Source organism: Parasphingorhabdus sp. W113 (assembly GCF_055693205.1).
The window spans coordinates 430755-447546 of sequence record NZ_CM146328.1 but is presented as its reverse complement, the minus strand read 5'-3'; the positions used below and the strand labels follow the sequence as shown (position 1 = coordinate 447546).

Here is a 16792-nt window from a genome sequence, read left to right as displayed (position 1 = left end):
CAAAGCACATGACATCGGCCCGCACCCACATATTTCGCCTGCTCAAATGGGGGCGCACGCTCGCCAAACATGGCGCGCTGCGTGACATTGAACAGCATAAGAGCACCCCGCCCCAGGTCCGCCGCCTGTTCCGGCTCGCGCGGCTGGGCACAATCCAGCCCAAGACACCCAATTATTCCGCGGCGCTGCAAGCCATCGGCCCGGCCGCCATCAAGCTGGGCCAGACGCTCGCCACCCGGCCGGATATTATCGGCGTGGCCGCAGCGCAGGATTTGCTGCAGTTGCAGGACAACCTGCCGCCGGTCGCGTTTGCGGAAATCAAGGACGAGATCGATGCCAGTCTCGGCCGACCGGTCGAAGAACTATATCGCGAAATTGATCCCGAACCGGTTGGCGCCGCATCCATTGCGCAGGTGCACAAGGCGGTAACCGCCGACGGCAAACCGGTGGCGGTCAAGGTCCTGCGCCCCGGGATCATCAAGAAATTCTCGCAGGATATCGACACCTATGAATGGGCCGCAGCGCATCTCGAAGCCATGGGCGGCGAAGCCAAACGGCTCCGTCCGCAACTGGTCATCGCGAATTTCCGGCGCTGGACCATGCGCGAACTGGACCTGCGCCGCGAAGCCGCTTCGGCGTCGGAGCTTGGCGAATATATGGCCAATGTCGATCAGTTCGAGGTGCCGGCCATTGACTGGGAGCGGACTTCCGGCCGGGTTCTGACACTGGACTGGGTTGACGGGATAAAGATATCCCGCCGGGACGATCTGATCGCTGCCGGCCACGATCTCAACGATGTCGCATCGCGGCTCGTGCATACCTTCCTCAAGCAAGCGATCGAAGCCGGCTATTTCCACGCCGACATGCATCAGGGCAATTTGTTCGTGAAGCCCGATGGCACGATTGTCGTGATCGATTTCGGGATCATGGGCCGGATCAACAAAAAAGCGCGCTTCTGGCTCGCCGAGATTCTCTACGGCCTGACGACGGGCAATTATAAGCGCGTCGCGGAAATTCATTTCGAAGCCCAATATGTGCCGGACCACCATAATATGGAAGATTTCGCAACCGCCTTGCGTGCGGTCGGCGAACCGATGCGCGGCAAGCCGGTCAGCGAATTGTCGGTCGGCGACATGCTCGACGGTCTCTTCGCGATCACCCGCGATTTCGACATGGAAACCCAGCCGCATCTGTTGCTGTTGCAAAAAACCATGGTGATGGTCGAAGGCATCGCCACCGATCTCAATCCCGGCATCAACATGTGGGATACCAGCGGGCCTTATGTCAAAAACTGGATCCGCGGGGAATTGGGACCGGAAGCGGCGATTGCCGACCGGATCAATACCGATGTCGACACGCTGATGATGCTGCCGGATATTGTCCGGCGACTCGATGCCCAGCTGCCGCGCAAGGGTGGTGCGCCGCCGCCGCCGCCCGTGGCCGAGGTGGATCTGATCTGGGACAAGCGCAAACCCGGTCAGGGTGGCGGATTCTGGCGCTATGCCTTTACCGCGTTCCTGTCTGCGGCCGTGGGTGCCAGCGCCTTCTGGATGTGGGGATGACGATGATCACACGCTTTTTGACGATCCTGTTCGTTTCGGCGGTTTTGACCCATTCGGTTGCCGCTCAGGACAGGCCCGCAGCGGCTGCTGCGTCGCAATCCCTGTTTCAGAAATTTGACGGAACCTGGACCGCAACCGGCAGCAGCTTTGGCAAGAATACCAGTTCCACCATGACCTGGTCGGAGACGCTGAACCGCAAATTTTACCGGGTGGACTATAGCATTTCCATGCCCGACATCACGCCCACCGGGTTTATCGGCATAGGGCACTACAGGATCAGCGAAGGACCCAAAGTCGAGGGATATTGGGTCGACAATAGCGGTGATTTACACCCGCTCGCGGCAGCGCTGGAGGCCGATCGGCTGGTCACCATATGGGGCAAGGCTGGCAGCAAGATGGGCCGCACGGAATATCGTCTGCTCGGCGAGGATCAGATGCAGGTCAGCGACTGGCTGCTGACCGACAAGGGCTGGCGTGAATTCAACAACACGCTGTTCCAGCGGGAAAAAGCCGCGCAATGACTCGACTCCCCAGCCCCATCAGGCCAGAATGAGCCCATGACGCAAGCCAAACATATTCTTCTGATCATCGGGGGCGGAATTGCCGCCTATAAAGCCAGCGAACTCATCCGTCTGATCCGGAAGTCCGGCATGACCGTGCGCTGTGTGCTGACCGAATCCGGCGCGCAATTTGTAACCCCGATGACCTTGGCGGCCTTGTCCGAAAATGAAGTGCATACGACGCTCTGGTCGCTGAAAGACGAGACCGAGATGGGCCATATCCAGCTCAGCCGCGAAGCGGACCTGGTGGTGGTCTGTCCAGCCACCGCCAATTTGATCGCCAAAATGGCCGGTGGCATTGCCGATGATCTTGCGACAACCTTGTTGCTCGCCACCGACACGCAGGTTCTGGCGGTGCCCGCTATGAATGTGCGGATGTGGGATCATCCGGCGACCCGGCGCAATATCGAACAGCTGCGCGCCGATGGCCTGCAGGTCATGCCCCCCGATGAAGGCGACATGGCGTGCGGTGAATTCGGACCCGGGCGCTTGCCCGAACCCGATGCGGTCATGGCCGAGATCCAGCGACTCCTCGGAACATCAACCAACACCAAGACCGCGCTGACCCGATCCGAACTCGGACCGAACCCGCTCGACGGGCAACCCGCCTTTGCGCCCGATCAGCATCGCCCGCTCCATGGCAAACATGTCCTGATCACCGCTGGCCCGACCCGCGAGCCGATTGATCCGGTGCGTTATATCGCCAACCGGTCATCGGGACGCCAGGGTTTTGCGATCGCCGCAGCCGCCGCCGAAGCCGGCGCACAGGTTACTTTGGTGGCTGGACCGGTGCATCTGTCGACGCCGGCTGGCGTGATGCGGGTTGACGTCGAAACCGCGCTGGAAATGGAAACCGCCGTGCAGGACGCATTGCCAGCCGATATCGCGATCATGGTCGCGGCGGTGGCCGATTGGCGTGCGGACACCCGCTCGGAACAGAAGATCAAGAAAAAGGGTGATGCCCCTGCCCCGCTGCAACTGACCGAAAATCCGGATATCCTGGCGGGACTGGCCAAAAGCGACCAGCGCCCGGGCTTGCTGATCGGATTTGCCGCGGAGACCGAAAAAGTGACCGAACATGCCGAAGCCAAGCTTGCCCGAAAAGGCTGTGACTGGATTGTCGCCAATGACGTGTCCGGCGACGTGATGGGCGGGACCGAAAACAGCGTGCATATTGTCACACCCTCCGGCACCGAAATCTGGGAACGGTTGCCGAAACCGGAAGTCGCCAGACGGCTGATCGACAAAATTAGCAGAGAGATTTGAATATCATGTTCGAGCCCATCGAAATTGCCGTCAAACGGCTGGATCATGCGGGAGACCTCCCGCTGCCGAGCTATGAAACCCCGGGCTCTGCGGGCATGGACGTCCGCGCAGCCGAGGCGGCGGTCATCGCCGCAGGCGCGCGCGGCTTGATCGGCACCGGCTTCGCATTCGCGATTCCCGAAGGCTATGAGGTTCAGGTGCGTCCCCGGTCTGGCCTGGCGCTCAAGCAGGGCATTTCGGTGCTCAACACGCCAGGGACCATCGACAGCGATTATCGCGGCGAAATCAAGGTGATCCTCGCCAATCTCGGCGATGCCGACTTTGTCGTGGAGCGCGGTGATCGCATTGCCCAGATTGTGGTGGCGCCGGTTCAACGGGGCAATCTGGTGGAAGTATCGTCGCTGGATGAGACCGAAAGAGGCTCTGGCGGTTTCGGTTCAACCGGGATATGACGAGTATATAGTTTACAGGAAAGGAAAGATCATGTTTCAGCTTATCAGCATTGCATTGCTCTCGACCAGTACCGTCCCTGCGGACCAGATACCCACTAATGTGGATGAACTGGACACCGCGCAATTTCAGAAAAAAATCTATTATACGCAGCGCCACGAAATGGCTGCCGAACGGATTGCCAAGAAAAATGACTGCCAGTTTCCGGCATCTGCGCGATGGGTAAATGCCCGCATTGACGCCGCCATTCTGGTATCGCCACGCGGAAAACTGCTGAAGATCGTCCCGGTCGACAGCGGCTGCCAGGAGCTGGAAAACTATGCCATGAACCATCTGGCAAAATATGCCGGCCGCGCGAATCCGCTCACGTCGGGCTCCGAAGCCAAATGGTATCGCACGTCGATGCATTTTCACTGGCCTGAATGAGCAATCTTTCCGATGATCAGCTGGATCGCTATGCTCGGCATATCGTCCTCAAGGAAATTGGCGGTCTCGGGCAGAAAAAGCTGCTCGATGCCCATTTTCTGATCATCGGCGCCGGCGGCATCGGCTGCCCTGCGATACAATATCTGGCAGCCGCCGGGGTCGGCGCGCTGACCATCATCGACGACGACATTGTGTCGATTTCAAACCTCCACCGGCAGATTCTGTTCACCGCGGATGATGTCGGCAAAGCCAAAGTCGACGTCGCGCAACAATCGGCGCGAAAAATCAACCCTGATATAAAAATTAATGCTGTTAATCAAAGGCTTACCGCGCAGCATTTTTCCGATGACAGCGCCGCCTTTTTTGCCGATTTCGATGCGATTATTGACGGGTCCGACAATTATCAGACGCGGCTTCTGGTTTCCGACCTTTCCCTGCAACACAAGCTACCGCTGGTATCGGCGGCAATTGGTCAGTTTCAGGGACAATTAGGCACATTCCGCGGCTGGGAAGACGACAAGCCCTGCTATCGCTGCTTCGTTGGCGACGCTCTGGATCCGGATGATTGCGACAATTGTTCCGAACAGGGAGTATTGGGCGCCATGGTTGGCCTGATGGGCAGTTTTGCCGCGATGGAGGCGATCCGTGTTGTCACCGGCTTTGGTGAGGACCCGGCAGGCAAGCTGCAATTGTTCGACGGATTGCGTCCGGCGATGCGCACGATCAAATTGCCCAAGGACAAGCATTGCTCCAGTTGCAGCACCGGTGCCGCGGGATAGCTTGCCTTTTGCGCGCGGCTGAACAACTATAGGACCAATTGAGGGGGAATTATCATGACCATACCTGTTACCGGACTGGCCGCCGCCCTGTGCGCCCTGATGCTGATCTATACCGCTTACGCCACCGTCAAGGTCCGCTTTGCCAACAAGATCGGGTTCGGGGATGGCGACAATCCCGATCTCCTCGCCGCCCGCCGCACCCATGCCAATTTGTCCGAACATGCCCCGCTTTTTCTGATCATGCTGGCGGTGCTCGAACTGGCCGGTGCCCATCACTGGGGGATAACCGCAATTGCCGCGCTTTTCCTGATCGGACGGGCCGCGCATATTGTCGGCATGGCTATCCACCACAAGGGTGGGAAACCGACTTTTCGGCAATTTGGGGTGATCGCCACCTGGCTGACCACAGTGGCGTTGGCGCTCTGGATCATTGTCCTGTTTGTAACCCGGCACCTGTAGAGCCCGCCATTAGTGGGCTTTCGGTTCGCCGCGACCGGCCCGCGATTCAGCGGCGCATCGCCTAGCCGGAGAGCATGTCGCCGACCCATTCGGGCACCAGCGTGCCTGCCTTGCCCATCCGGCTCTCGGCAAAAAAACCGCTGCCGTCCGACGGATCGAGATTCATCTCCAGCGTTGCCGCTCCATAGTGCCGGGCGGTTTGGACAAATCCCGCGGCCGGATAGACCGCACCGGATGTCCCGATCGACACGAACAGATCACATTGCGCCAGCGCCGCTTCGATTTGCTCCATATGATAGGGCATCTCGCCAAACCAGACGATATCCGGCCGCAACCCGCCCGCCTGCCCGCATTGGGGACAGGACGGCGCCTCCGACAAGGGCGCGTGAACCGTGGAACGGTTGCCACAGAAAAGGCACAGGGCTGCCAGCAATTCGCCATGCATATGCACCAGCCGGCGGGATCCCGCCCGGTCATGGAGATCATCCACATTCTGGGTCACCAGCAGCAGCGCGCCATCCCACTGCGCATCCAGTCTCGCGAGCGCCTTGTGGGCCGCATTCGGCACCACGGTTGCGAGTTTGGCGCGACGTTCGTCATAGAATTTCTGCACCAGACGGGGATCACGCGCAAACGCCTCCGGTGTCGCGACATCTTCCACCCGATGCCCCTCCCACAGACCATCGGGTCCGCGGAATGTGGCAACGCCGCTTTCGGCGCTGATCCCGGCGCCGGTCAGGATGACAATATTGTTTATTTCGCGATCAAAAGCCATCATAAGCCTAAGCCAGCAGCTTCCGCGCACAAATGCAAGCCATTGGAACAACATCATGACAGCAATCGGAATTATCGGCAGCAAAGGCAGGATGGGCCAGGCACTGGGCGACGCGATTGCCGAGGCCGGTCACGATCATGCCGGTGGCATCGATCAGGGCGATGATGGCACAGCCTTGATCAGCGCCGCCGACGTGCTGGTCGATTTTTCTGCGCCGAGCGCGCTGTCCGATACGCTGGCTCTGTGCCGGCGACACGGCACGCCAATCGTGATCGGCACCACCGGACTGGAGTCCAGTCACCATGCCCTGATCGACGAGGCGGCCGGTGATATCGCGGTTTTGCAGACCGGCAACACCTCGCTCGGCGTGACCATGCTGGCCGCACTGGTCAAGCAGGCGGCGGCCCGGCTGGGCGATGACTGGGATATAGAGATTGTCGAAACGCACCACCGCCACAAGGTCGACGCGCCCTCGGGCACCGCGCTGCTGCTCGGCGAAGCCGCGGCGGAAGGCCGCGGCATCGACTTGCCATCCCAAAGCGAACGCGGACGGGATGGACAGACCGGTGCGCGCGCGCCGGGGGCAATTGGTTTTGCATCGCTGCGCGGGGGATCGGTTGCGGGAGATCATCAGGTCCTGTTCGCTGGTCCGGAAGAGCGGATCGAACTTGGCCACCGGGCCGAAAACCGGATGATCTTCGCGCGCGGCGCAGTGAAGGCGGCGGAATGGCTGACCACCCAGCCGGCCGGCCGATACACGATGAATATGATGCTGGGTCTGGACTAGGCCGAGATCCATGAAGAAAGACGATATATTCGAGTTTTACAGCCGGTTGGCGGCCGATAATCCGGAGCCCGAAACCGAGCTGAACTATGGCAATGTCTATCAGTTGCTGGTCGCGGTGGTGATGTCGGCGCAATCCACCGACGGCGGCGTCAACAAGGCCACCCGGCTGCTGTTCGAAGATGTCAAAACCCCCGAAGCGATGGTCGCGCTGGGCGAAGAGGGTCTCAAACAGCATATCAAGACAATCGGCCTGTATAATTCCAAGGCCAAGAATGTGATCGCCCTGTCCGAACAGCTTATCGCCGAACATGACAGCGTCGTGCCATCCGATCGCGAGGCGCTGGTCGCCTTGCCCGGCGTTGGCCGCAAGACCGCCAATGTCGTCATGAACTGTGCCTTTGGCGCGGAAACCTTCGCGGTCGACACGCATATATTCCGGGTCGGCAACCGTGTTGGACTCGCGCCCGGAAAGACCCCGCTGGCGGTCGAGAAGAAGCTTGAGAAACAGACTCCGGGACCATTTCGCGTGCATGCGCATCACTGGCTGATTCTCCACGGCCGCTATATCTGCAAGGCGCGCAAGCCGGAATGCTGGCGCTGTCCGGTCGCCGATCTGTGCCGGTTCAAGAAGAAGACCCCCGCACCAGCGACAAAAGCCGCGGCCTCCTCTTCATAAGGGCTGGTAAAAACCCTGCGTAATTGCCGTCAAACATGTTCAGCTTTGGGCAATCCGGGCGAGCGTATTTTTGCCAAAGGATGGGCGGTCAACCTTGCCAAAGGAGAAGCATGATGAAACGAGCAACCCCAATTATAATCGGAACAGTTCTGGCGATGAGCGGCATGGCCGTGGCCGGAGAAAAGGCGTCCAAGGATGACAAATATGTCATCAAGACCGTCGGCGAGCCGAAAAGCTGCGTCAACCGGTCACAGATCCGCTCCACCGACGTGATCAGCGACAAGATTATCGACTTCAAGATGCGCAACGGCGATATCTACCGCAACACCCTGCCCAACCGGTGCAGCGGCCTGGCCTTCGAGGAAGCCTTTTCCTATCGCACGTCGACCAACCGGCTGTGCAATGTCGATATCATCCGGGTGCTCGACCAAACCGCCGGCCGGATCGAAACCCGCGCCGCTTGCGGATTGGGCCGATTCCAGAAAATCGAGAAAACCAAGCGCGAAAACGCCGAAAGCTGAAGATCGCGGCACCGATGATTATTGACTAGCAAAGCGCCAATCGCGATGCTAAGCGCCTCTGCGTTGCTACAACACGCAGGCACCCGTAGCTCAGCTGGATAGAGCGCTGCCCTCCGAAGGCAGAGGTCAGAGGTTCGAATCCTCTCGGGTGCGCCATTATTTCCGTTGCTTCATTTTTCTACGATGGTGGGCCAGCGGTCGCAGAACCGGTTGATCATCATCCCCCGGCCTGCATCGCCAGAAACGCGCCGAAGCTCGGGTCGGGGAATAATTCTTTCACCACATCGCGGATGACTTTTCGTCCCCCGGCGCCATTGGTGAACAGCACCGCGCCCTGTCTTTTTGTCGGAGCGTAGAAGGCCAGGCTATGTTCTCCCGCATCGCCGCCGCCGTGCATGATAATCGGTGCGGATTCGGTTCCATAAATGGTCCAGCCCAGGCCAAATCCCAGGACCGTCGGGCAAAGCGATTTTTCGATCCGGCCGGATGCGCAAAGCCCTTTGGCCTGATTGTCGCGAACCGTGAATCGCGGAGCCGAAAGATCCGGTTTCCGACCGGCGCCGTCCAGTGCCGCCGCCATGAACCGGGCATAGTCGCCAATCGTGCTGTGAACGTCATCTGCGGCATTCCATTGCGCGCGCACCGACATCGGTAACGGCTCTCCATCGGGCCCGTGCGGCACCGCAATCCGCTCACCAAACCACGGCTTTCTGGTGAAACTGGTGCTTTCCATCCCGAATGGGCGGAACAGGGTTTCCGCAACCAGCTCTTCCAAAGGCGTGTTGAGCTTCTTCTCGACAAAGCGGCCGACATAGTTGAATCCCTCGCCCGAATATCCAAATTCCGTATCCGGGTCGGCCTTGAATGCCAGCTTGTCTTCGGTCTGGTAGCGCCAGTTTGGAAAACCGGTCCGGTGCTGCAAAACCAGACGCGGGGTCAGCGCCTTATGACGCGGATCGTCGGCAATATCCGGATCGACCCAGGCGCTCGCCATGCTCTCGTCGAGAGTAATGGCCCCTTGTTCGGCCAACCGCAAAACAGTTTCTGCGACCAACGGTTTGGTCAGCGAAGCGATGTTGTACAATGTATCCCGGTTCGCTGGCTGGCCCTGCGATTGGTTGCCGTAAACCGCCGTCCAGGCGACTTTCCCATCTTCCAGCCAGGCAATGGCAACGCTGGGCACGTTGGCGGCTTCGAGCCATTGCGGCACCAGGCGGTCGAGCCGAGCCCTGTTTGTCTGGGCCGCTGTTGCCGCCGCGGTCGCCGTTGAAGACGAGACCGATTCCGCCTTGGCTGGATTGAGCGAAGCCAGGGCCAGAACGGGGGCGAGCAGAACGGCAGAATAGGGAGTCATGAGGGAAGACCTTTAGCTGAGAACCGGTTATCGTATTTGTGTATTAATACAGCAATACAATCATCCGGCAACCCCTATCTCGGCTCCGACAGACGGATCGCCATCTGATCGAACGGAGGCGCACAGCGGCGTATTCTGACAGCGTGATGGGGGCGCGATCGTCAGACCGCTATTGCCCATTCAGCCAGGCCGCGTGCACAGCCGATTTGGCGATATCACGATCCACCCGGCCCAGATTCATGATGGTCCAGCCCCTTTCCCCCCATTTGTTGGGAACCGGTTCAAAACAGCCGGGATGCATCTCACAACGCATTGCTTGTTCCTCCGGGAGAAACAGCAAGTTTACCGTGGCCTGGTCGGATGCCAATGTTGCAAAATTGCGTTTCGCCTTGAACGCCGCGCGATCAAAATGGGGTTTCTCGGTCACACCGTCGATCGACAAGGCGATTTCCCGCAATACCGCGCCTGATATTGCCATGGCCAGCTCCTCCTGAAATGGGTTGCTCCGCCTGAGGATAGAGCAAAGGTCTGCCGATAGCCAATATCCGCTTTGCCCGCGAAAAGAGCATATCAGAATTTCGGCCCAATCTTGGAGATCACCTGGTATACCGCAAAATTATCCTATTTCGCTGGAAAGTCACAAAGCCGTGTTTTAGGATCGGAACTGTCTATAGCGCTCCCAGACTGAACCAGCCAAATTCCGTCTTTGGGGCCCAAAAATTCCAGGAGTTAGACTTTGCAAAAACTGTCAACCTATCTCATGGGCGCCGTTTGCGCATTGACCGTCATCCCGACCGCTGCTGCACAGGAAAACAAGGATATCGAAGCGCCCGCAAAGGCCGAGAACATTGCAGGGTCCTATCGCCTGACCGGTGTCATGGAAACCGCTTCGCGGCTTCTGCTGGACGCAGATGGCACCTATAAGTGGGTGATGGCTGTTGGCAGTCTGGACCTGTATAGCGAAGGCAAATGGACGCAAGTCGATGGCCAGGTGATATTGGGCCGCCATCAGTTTGCTAGCGGTACACCGGTATTTGCGCTGGGCAGCAGCTATGCCTGGGACCGAGAAGAAAGAACTGCTGCCTATGAAATGGCGCATATCCGGCTCAAAAATCGCGCGAAATGGAATTGTGCCTTTCTCACCGAAGGCGGCTATTACTCCTCTTCCGGTGAAGCGATCTTTCCGAAAGATCTGCCGCCTTCGGAGCAATATGACGCAGCGGTCAAAATCGAACGTGAATTGCGGGAAGCTTACAAGAAGGCGATTGCCGCCTATTTTAATCGGGACATGGCCAGCACGGATGACAGCCCGGAAATCGCTGCGCGCACGGCGCGCCAGGAGTGGCGCCGTGCGGTTGCCTTTCTGGCTGAAAGTGGCCGAGCGGTGGGCAAGACCGGTGAGTATCAACCGCCTTCACTCCCCGCCCAGTGTCTTTTCCTGTCTGACTACACGCCGGATTATTCAGCCGATCAAAACGGAGCCCAAGTGAACTGGAGCGGCGGTGTCGGAATATGGGTGAACCGCCGCGAACGGCCGAACGCCCGTCTGGATATTGATGCCTTGTTCTCGTTCACCGACGGCAGCACGGAAAAGGCAAACAGCTATGAGCTTGGTTTTGCCTTTGTACCCGCCGGCTTTGCTCGGCAGTTGCAATCGATCCGGCTGACATTGCGTCACGACGGAAAAGACTATTCCTCTGAATTTGATGTCCCGGCCGATAGAAACGCACGGGTGTACGAAGTGAAGCTGGACAATCGCGTGTTTGTGAAGCCGCCTTTTGAGGAACTTCGACTGACCGTTTCGGGCGACCGGTTGAACATGACCGATGGCAGCCGCGGTTATTACATCAGGAACAATTGACACGCAGATCGACAGATTTGCCTGGCTCCCAGAATTCGGAACCGTGCAAGTCCGATCGCCGCTGACCGCCCCATGGCCCCGTCAGCGCTTATTCGGTTGCATCCGCGACCAGATGGAAAAGCAGCACGGTCTCCGGCAAAGACAAAGGCAATTGCAGGCCCATCGTCATCAGCGCCTCACCAGTGAACCTCTTGCCTTCACCAGTCAGATCCAGGGCCTCGACGACCGACGGTGTGGTTACGGATTGCCAGTTTTGCGGAGCCAGCAGACGCAGGCGATAGGGCGTGGTCGGATCAAGGCCGTCCAGGATCAGCCTGGTGGGCAGCGTCTCGCGATGGCCGGTCAGCACCGCACAGGAGAACAGCGCTTCGCTCTTGTCCGCCGCAACAATCCCGACGGCGTTCAGATAGTCCGGTGAATCAAGGCGATACATGTCGCCGCTGTGCAGCAGAGCGCGATGGGTCTTGTAGGTCGCGATCGCGTCTTTCAGAATCTCGAGATCGGCTTGCGGTTCGGTGAGCAGGTTCAACTCCACCCCCATATGCCCCATCAAGGCGGTGCCGGCACGCATCGCCATCGCCAAGGTCCGGCCGGTAATATGGCATTGCCGCGGCCCGACATGGGCACCGAGCACGTCGAGCGGCAGAAAATAGCTCGCGCCTTTCTGGATATCCTGACGGTCGAGCGCATCGTTGCTGTCCGAGGTCCAGACCCGGTCGGTATGCGCCAATATGCCCATATCGGCACGGCCGCCACCCGAAGCGCAGCTTTCAATTTCAACCTCCGGATGGGCCGCGCGAACGCGACCGATCAGATCATAGAGCGCCCGCACATGCGCATCCGCACGGGCCTGCCCGCGATCGCCACCGGGATGGTTGAGGTCGCGGTTCATGTCCCATTTGATATAGCCAATGGCGTGATCCCGAAGGATCGCGTCGATCTGCCCAAATAGATAATCGGCGACTTCGGGACGAGCAATATCGAGCACATATTGGTTCCGAAACGGGATTTGGTCGACCCCGGGAATCTGCAGCACCCAGTCGGGATGCTGGCGATAGAGATCACTGTCCGGATTGACCATCTCGGGCTCGAACCACAAGCCCATTTCCATACCGAGACCGGTGACATGATCGACCAGCGGGCCAAGCCCGCCCGGATAAACCGCATCGGATACAAACCAGTCTCCAAGGCCTGCCCGGTCGTTGCGGCGGGATCCGAACCAGCCGTCGTCGAGCACGAACCGTTCGATGCCGATCGCGGCGGCCTTGTCGGCCATGGCTTTCAGGCGATCGGGATCATGATCAAAATAGACGGCTTCCCAGCTGTTATAATGGACCGGACGCGGGCGGTTGCGAACCGCCGGACGCAGCAGATTGTGCCGGACATGATGATGAAACTGGCGGCTGAGCGCGGACAGGCCGTTGCGGCTGTAACCGGCGATGATCGGCGGGCTGCTGAAAGATTCTCCGGGCGCAAGGATGATCTCTCCCGGGTGGAGCAGCGCGCCGAGACTGGCAAACACCCGGCCATCACTTAGCGTGTCGACCCGAATCTGGTGGTTGCCGCTCCACGCCAGATGGAGACCATAAGCTTCGCCCGCTTGCTCACGCGCATCGGCGCTGCACAGCAGAATCGCCGGGAAACTGTCATGGGATGTCCGGCCCCGTTTATTCTCGCGCAAATAGGTGCCGGCAAAGCGCGACAGCCGTTCGCGCTGAAATTCCAATGCCCAGCGGCCGGTAAAACCGATCAGGTCGGTCATCCTGTCCGGAATCGGCAAGCAGGCGGTTGCCATATGGTCGAGCGACAGCGGCTTTGTCCCGCGATTAGTGACATGGGACTCCAGCTGGATCAAACCGGATTCCGGATCGCAGGAAAGCTCATAATCGAGTGCCATGGCGGTGCGCGGATCCTGTGTCCGGATGGTTGCGCCATCGTCCCGGCGTTCGACGGCGTCGACGACAAACCGGCTGGCCCAGTCCTGTCCGTCCCGATGCGCCAAAAGCCCACCTGGCCCCATCAGCCCGAGTCCTGGCTCGAGCGCCAGCGATCCGGCAATCGGGATATTCTCGTTGCCATGCGCGTGCTGGCGGGTACCAAGCCGCGCAACATCATCGGGTTGCACAGAGGCCGACAAGCGTGCGCCCCAATAGACAAAGCGCGGCGGCTGGCCAATTGCGCAGGCCAGGATGAGGGTCATCTCGCCGGCGTCGAAACGGATATGATCGCCATAAATTTCCCGGTCATCGGCCATATCATCACCCTTTCAGTCCTGCCCTTAACACCCGCCTGTCGGGATCTCGATACTTGTGCTTTCGGAAAAGGAAAGTAGTTATTGGAGCCACAGGCCCATAAATCATATTATTCAAACGGGCGACGGTCGGGTGAGGACAGGTTCTTATGTTTGCAGATCAAGGCTCGTCCATCCAGCTGCTGGTCTTCTTCGGATTGATGATCCTCATCGCCGGGCTCGTGTGGAAAAAGGTCAGCAGTGACCGGCGCAAAGCCGGACTGGGCAGTGGCAGCGACAAGGAAGTTTTTCTCGCGGGCGGCGGTCTCAACTGGTTTTTCATCGCCGGAGCCATCACCCTGACCAATCTCTCGACCGACCAGCTGGTCGGGATGAACGGCAATCAGATGCTGCTCCTGGCCTGGTGGGAACTGGCGGGCTTTGCCGGGCTGCTGATGCTCGCCTTTATCTTTGTGCCCATCTATTATCGCAACAATTGCACCACTGTGACGGAATTGCTCGAGAAACGCTATAAGGGCGGCAGCATCCGGACAGTTATTTCGACGCTGTTCCTGATCGGCAATGCGGTCATCTATCTGCCTGCCGTCATCTATAGCGGCGCGCTGTTCATGCAGTCGCTGTTTGGCGTCGACCTGTCCGTCGTTGCAATTGCTGGAATCTTTGCCGCGGTGGGTGCGGCTTATGCGATATTGGGCGGCCTCCGCGCGGTGGCGGTGCTCGATACCTATAGCGGTGTCGGCATATTGGGGCTTGCGCTGGTCGTCGTCTATCTCGCGCTGAAAGCGGTTGATTTTGACATTGTCACGGATGTTCCGGCCGAACGGATCAGCATGATCGGATCAAACAGCTCGCCCATACCGTTTCACACCCTGTTCACCGGCATGATTTTCATCCAGATTTTCTACTGGAGCACCAACCAGAATATCACCCAGAAAGCGCTGGCGGCCCCGACCGTCAAGGAAGCCCAGAAAGGGGTGATGGCAGCCGCACTGATCCGCGTGCTTATCGTTCCGGTGATTGTGGTCGTGCCCGGTGTGGTCGCGTTCAAACTGTTCGGCGATGTCAATGACCGGGCCTATGGCATGCTGGTCGCGCAAGTGCTGCCGTCCTGGACCAGCGGCCTGTTTGCCGCGATGATCGCCGCTGCGGTGCTGACCACCTATTCGGCTGTGCTCAACGCAACGATCACGCTCTATACCGTCGATATTCACCGCAAATTCGTCAATGCCAATGCCAATGCGAAAATCCTGAACTGGATTGTCGGGATCGCGGCGACCGTCCTCGCGATTGTTCTGGTACCGGTCTTTGCCAGCGCCACGAGCATCATCAATCTGTTGCAGGAATTGAACGGCCTGCTGTCGATGCCAATCCTGTCGGCATTTATTGCGGGCCTTCTGTTCCGGGATGTCGATGCGCGGGCGGCGGTGGCGGGACTGATCTGGGGTTTCTGCGCTTATGCCTTCCACAATTTCGTGCTCTACAAGCCCAATGCCGCCTTTGACGGCCTGACCTATTATCAGCATTGGGGCTTGCCCTGGCTGCATTATATCGACGTCATGGTGCTGGTGCTGGCGAGCTCCGTGCTGGTGGCGCTTGCGGTCAACCGGCTGGTGTTTGGCAACCGCGCCATTTTCATCTTCAGTCCCGCCGGGCGCGCCTTGCGTCGGGCGGAAGACCAACAGACGAGCGTGGCGGCATGAGTGGCAATGCGCTGCCCGAGCGGTTCGACCGCGCACTGGACACCATGCCGGTCATCGCCATTTTGCGCGGCGTGCAACCGGATGAAGTGACCAGCGTCGCACAGGCGATTTTCGACGCGGGGATCCGGGTCATAGAAGTCCCGCTCAATTCGCCGGATCCGCTGGAATCAATCCGCCGTCTCGCAGCGCATTTTGACGATCGCGCGATCGTCGGTGCGGGGACCGTACTCCGCGCCGAGGATGCCATCCGCTGTCGGGAGGCTGGAGCTCAGATCATTGTATCGCCCAATATGAATCCGGACGTCGTGCAGGCAACCGTTGCTGCCGGGATGATCTCGGCCCCCGGTTGCCTGACTCCAACCGAAGCCTTTGCGGCGCTCGAAAACGGGGCGCATGCGATCAAGTTATTCCCTGGCGAACTAGTTCCTGCTGCCGCGGTCAAGGCGATGCGGGCGGTGATTCCGACCAACGCCAAGCTGCTCGTCGTCGGCGGCGTTTCAGAGGAATCGGTCGCCAGCTATCTGCAAGCGGGTGCCACCGGCTTCGGTATCGGCGGTGGCATTTATCGCGCTGGTCGCAGCGCCGAAGACGTCGGTGCCAGGGCGACAGCATTGGTGAGCGCGGTTCAGGCCGCTACCTGAACCACCTTATATGTCGCTCGGAATCTTGACCGGTCCGGTCAGCAGCTTCTGCGCTTCCTGCAACAAGGCTCGCATCGCCTCGCGCGCCTGATCAACATCCCCTGCGCGGATAGCTTCGGCAATCACCGCATGATCTTCCACGCTCGCGCGCCGCACGCCCTTGGTCTTGTTGGTCACGCGGATCGAAATATGCAGCGCCACATCGATCGTATGCCGCATATTGATAAAGAACCGGTTCCCGCTGGCATGCAGGATTGCGACGTGGAATTCGACATCGGCGTCCAGCGCATTATCCTCGCCCTGCTCGGCCGCTCGCATCCGATCCAGCGCCTTGAAGATCCCGGCAATCGTCTCCGGATCGCCGCGCTCCGCCGCCAGTGCCGCGGCATTGGGTTCAATGCCCATACGGAAATCGATAAATTCGCGGATCAACGGGACGGTGTTACCCTTGACGTGGAGAAACCAGTCGAGAACATCGGGATCGGAGAGATTCCATATGCGTTCGGCCTGGACAATGCTGCCGACGCTCGCCCGAGAGGTCACTAGCCCCTTGGCGGTCAGCGTTTTCACCGCCTCGCGCATCACGGTCCGGCTGGCGCCAAATTGCTCGCACAGGTCGGCAATCTGAAAAATCGCGCCAGTATCATAGGCACCGGACACAATCGCACGGCCCAGGGACTGCACGACCTGTTCTGTCAAATTGCCATTTTCCGTGCGTGCCAAG

18 protein-coding genes and 1 tRNA gene are annotated in these 16792 nt (G+C 59.3%); 14 read left to right on the top strand and 5 right to left on the bottom strand.

Features of this window, described 5'->3' with window-relative positions; genetic code table 11:
* The first annotated feature begins 8 nt into the window (after positions 1-8).
* Genes ubiB through ACZ1GS_RS02010 form a run of 7 tightly spaced genes read left to right on the top strand, consistent with a single transcriptional unit; the run spans position 9 to position 5502 of the window.
* Complete coding sequence (gene ubiB, locus ACZ1GS_RS02040) at positions 9-1562, top strand: 2-polyprenylphenol 6-hydroxylase (RefSeq protein WP_472696832.1); 1554 nt, start codon at positions 9-11, stop codon at positions 1560-1562.
* A gap of 2 nt (positions 1563-1564) precedes the next feature.
* On the top strand, positions 1565-2083 hold the full coding sequence (locus ACZ1GS_RS02035; protein WP_472696831.1) for a hypothetical protein: 519 nt from the start codon (positions 1565-1567) through the stop codon (positions 2081-2083).
* A 36-nt stretch (positions 2084-2119) separates the two neighbouring features.
* The gene (locus ACZ1GS_RS02030) at positions 2120-3388 is read left to right on the top strand and encodes a bifunctional phosphopantothenoylcysteine decarboxylase/phosphopantothenate synthase (RefSeq protein WP_472696830.1); all 1269 of its coding nucleotides are present in this window, start codon (positions 2120-2122) and stop codon (positions 3386-3388) included.
* Between the two features lie 5 nt (positions 3389-3393).
* Positions 3394-3840 carry a dUTP diphosphatase gene (dut, locus tag ACZ1GS_RS02025; protein WP_472696829.1) on the top strand — a complete coding sequence of 149 codons (447 nt, stop codon included), beginning with the start codon at positions 3394-3396 and terminating at the stop codon, positions 3838-3840.
* A 31-nt stretch (positions 3841-3871) separates the two neighbouring features.
* Positions 3872-4264 (top strand): hypothetical protein, encoded by a 393-nt coding sequence (locus ACZ1GS_RS02020; RefSeq protein ID WP_472696828.1) that lies wholly within the window; start codon positions 3872-3874, stop codon positions 4262-4264.
* Positions 4261-5043 (top strand): HesA/MoeB/ThiF family protein, encoded by a 783-nt coding sequence (locus ACZ1GS_RS02015; protein WP_472696827.1) that lies wholly within the window; start codon positions 4261-4263, stop codon positions 5041-5043. Before ACZ1GS_RS02020 ends, ACZ1GS_RS02015 begins: the two co-directional genes overlap by 4 nt.
* 54 nt (positions 5044-5097) lie before the next feature.
* Positions 5098-5502: an MAPEG family protein gene (locus tag ACZ1GS_RS02010; RefSeq protein WP_472696826.1), complete on the top strand. Its 405-nt coding sequence runs from the start codon at positions 5098-5100 to the stop codon at positions 5500-5502.
* Positions 5503-5563: 61 nt separating this feature from the next.
* Here ACZ1GS_RS02010 and ACZ1GS_RS02005 read toward each other — a convergent pair whose 3' ends face one another.
* Positions 5564-6280 carry an NAD-dependent deacylase gene (locus tag ACZ1GS_RS02005; protein WP_472696825.1) on the bottom strand — a complete coding sequence of 239 codons (717 nt, stop codon included), beginning with the start codon at positions 6278-6280 and terminating at the stop codon, positions 5564-5566.
* 52 nt (positions 6281-6332) lie between these two features.
* Between ACZ1GS_RS02005 and dapB the strand changes: the two genes are divergently transcribed.
* From dapB to ACZ1GS_RS01985, 4 genes are all read left to right on the top strand, one after another.
* Positions 6333-7064 (top strand): 4-hydroxy-tetrahydrodipicolinate reductase, encoded by a 732-nt coding sequence (dapB, locus tag ACZ1GS_RS02000; protein WP_472696824.1) that lies wholly within the window; start codon positions 6333-6335, stop codon positions 7062-7064.
* 10 nt (positions 7065-7074) lie between these two features.
* A complete protein-coding gene (nth, locus tag ACZ1GS_RS01995) occupies positions 7075-7740 on the top strand; it encodes an endonuclease III (protein ID WP_472696823.1) in 666 nt (221 codons plus the stop codon).
* A 110-nt stretch (positions 7741-7850) separates the two neighbouring features.
* Entirely contained in the window at positions 7851-8261 is a 411-nt protein-coding gene (locus ACZ1GS_RS01990; RefSeq protein WP_472696822.1) for a hypothetical protein, read from the top strand.
* A gap of 79 nt (positions 8262-8340) precedes the next feature.
* A tRNA-Arg gene (locus tag ACZ1GS_RS01985) sits at positions 8341-8417 on the top strand.
* 61 nt (positions 8418-8478) lie between these two features.
* On the opposite strand, the gene ACZ1GS_RS01980 is transcribed toward ACZ1GS_RS01985, so the two are convergent.
* Both ACZ1GS_RS01980 and ACZ1GS_RS01975 read right to left on the bottom strand, forming a co-directional pair.
* Complete coding sequence (locus tag ACZ1GS_RS01980; RefSeq protein ID WP_472696821.1) at positions 8479-9615, bottom strand: serine hydrolase domain-containing protein; 1137 nt, start codon at positions 9613-9615, stop codon at positions 8479-8481.
* A gap of 169 nt (positions 9616-9784) precedes the next feature.
* Positions 9785-10093 carry an MmcQ/YjbR family DNA-binding protein gene (locus ACZ1GS_RS01975; protein WP_472696820.1) on the bottom strand — a complete coding sequence of 103 codons (309 nt, stop codon included), beginning with the start codon at positions 10091-10093 and terminating at the stop codon, positions 9785-9787.
* Positions 10094-10351: 258 nt separating this feature from the next.
* On the opposite strand from ACZ1GS_RS01975, the gene ACZ1GS_RS01970 reads away from it, so the two are divergent.
* A complete protein-coding gene (locus tag ACZ1GS_RS01970) occupies positions 10352-11476 on the top strand; it encodes a hypothetical protein (RefSeq protein WP_472696819.1) in 1125 nt (374 codons plus the stop codon).
* An 88-nt stretch (positions 11477-11564) separates the two neighbouring features.
* Here ACZ1GS_RS01970 and ACZ1GS_RS01965 read toward each other — a convergent pair whose 3' ends face one another.
* A complete protein-coding gene (locus ACZ1GS_RS01965; protein ID WP_472696818.1) occupies positions 11565-13730 on the bottom strand; it encodes an alpha-galactosidase in 2166 nt (721 codons plus the stop codon).
* Positions 13731-13876: 146 nt separating this feature from the next.
* On the opposite strand from ACZ1GS_RS01965, the gene ACZ1GS_RS01960 reads away from it, so the two are divergent.
* Together ACZ1GS_RS01960 and ACZ1GS_RS01955 are read left to right on the top strand one after the other, a co-directional pair.
* Positions 13877-15427, top strand: a complete 1551-nt coding sequence (locus tag ACZ1GS_RS01960; protein WP_472696817.1) for a sodium:solute symporter family transporter — start codon at positions 13877-13879, stop codon at positions 15425-15427.
* Positions 15424-16068, top strand: a complete 645-nt coding sequence (locus ACZ1GS_RS01955) for a 2-dehydro-3-deoxy-6-phosphogalactonate aldolase (protein ID WP_472696816.1) — start codon at positions 15424-15426, stop codon at positions 16066-16068. Before ACZ1GS_RS01960 ends, ACZ1GS_RS01955 begins: the two co-directional genes overlap by 4 nt.
* A gap of 6 nt (positions 16069-16074) precedes the next feature.
* Here ACZ1GS_RS01955 and ACZ1GS_RS01950 read toward each other — a convergent pair whose 3' ends face one another.
* Positions 16075-16791, bottom strand: coding sequence for a FadR/GntR family transcriptional regulator (locus tag ACZ1GS_RS01950; RefSeq protein WP_472696815.1), 717 nt, complete (start codon positions 16789-16791; stop codon positions 16075-16077).
* Position 16792 lies beyond the last annotated feature (1 nt).

Coding starts and splice junctions, on each gene's coding strand:
- ubiB (WP_472696832.1), top strand. CDS start 9: ATGACATCGGCCCGCACCCACATATTTCGCCTGCTCAAATGGGGGCGC.
- ACZ1GS_RS02035 (WP_472696831.1), top strand. CDS start 1,565: ATGATCACACGCTTTTTGACGATCCTGTTCGTTTCGGCGGTTTTGACC.
- ACZ1GS_RS02030 (WP_472696830.1), top strand. CDS start 2,120: ATGACGCAAGCCAAACATATTCTTCTGATCATCGGGGGCGGAATTGCC.
- dut (WP_472696829.1), top strand. CDS start 3,394: ATGTTCGAGCCCATCGAAATTGCCGTCAAACGGCTGGATCATGCGGGA.
- ACZ1GS_RS02020 (WP_472696828.1), top strand. CDS start 3,872: ATGTTTCAGCTTATCAGCATTGCATTGCTCTCGACCAGTACCGTCCCT.
- ACZ1GS_RS02015 (WP_472696827.1), top strand. CDS start 4,261: ATGAGCAATCTTTCCGATGATCAGCTGGATCGCTATGCTCGGCATATC.
- ACZ1GS_RS02010 (WP_472696826.1), top strand. CDS start 5,098: ATGACCATACCTGTTACCGGACTGGCCGCCGCCCTGTGCGCCCTGATG.
- ACZ1GS_RS02005 (WP_472696825.1), bottom strand. CDS start 6,280: ATGATGGCTTTTGATCGCGAAATAAACAATATTGTCATCCTGACCGGC.
- dapB (WP_472696824.1), top strand. CDS start 6,333: ATGACAGCAATCGGAATTATCGGCAGCAAAGGCAGGATGGGCCAGGCA.
- nth (WP_472696823.1), top strand. CDS start 7,075: ATGAAGAAAGACGATATATTCGAGTTTTACAGCCGGTTGGCGGCCGAT.
- ACZ1GS_RS01990 (WP_472696822.1), top strand. CDS start 7,851: ATGATGAAACGAGCAACCCCAATTATAATCGGAACAGTTCTGGCGATG.
- ACZ1GS_RS01980 (WP_472696821.1), bottom strand. CDS start 9,615: ATGACTCCCTATTCTGCCGTTCTGCTCGCCCCCGTTCTGGCCCTGGCT.
- ACZ1GS_RS01975 (WP_472696820.1), bottom strand. CDS start 10,093: ATGGCAATATCAGGCGCGGTATTGCGGGAAATCGCCTTGTCGATCGAC.
- ACZ1GS_RS01965 (WP_472696818.1), bottom strand. CDS start 13,730: ATGGCCGATGACCGGGAAATTTATGGCGATCATATCCGTTTCGACGCC.
- ACZ1GS_RS01960 (WP_472696817.1), top strand. CDS start 13,877: ATGTTTGCAGATCAAGGCTCGTCCATCCAGCTGCTGGTCTTCTTCGGA.
- ACZ1GS_RS01955 (WP_472696816.1), top strand. CDS start 15,424: ATGAGTGGCAATGCGCTGCCCGAGCGGTTCGACCGCGCACTGGACACC.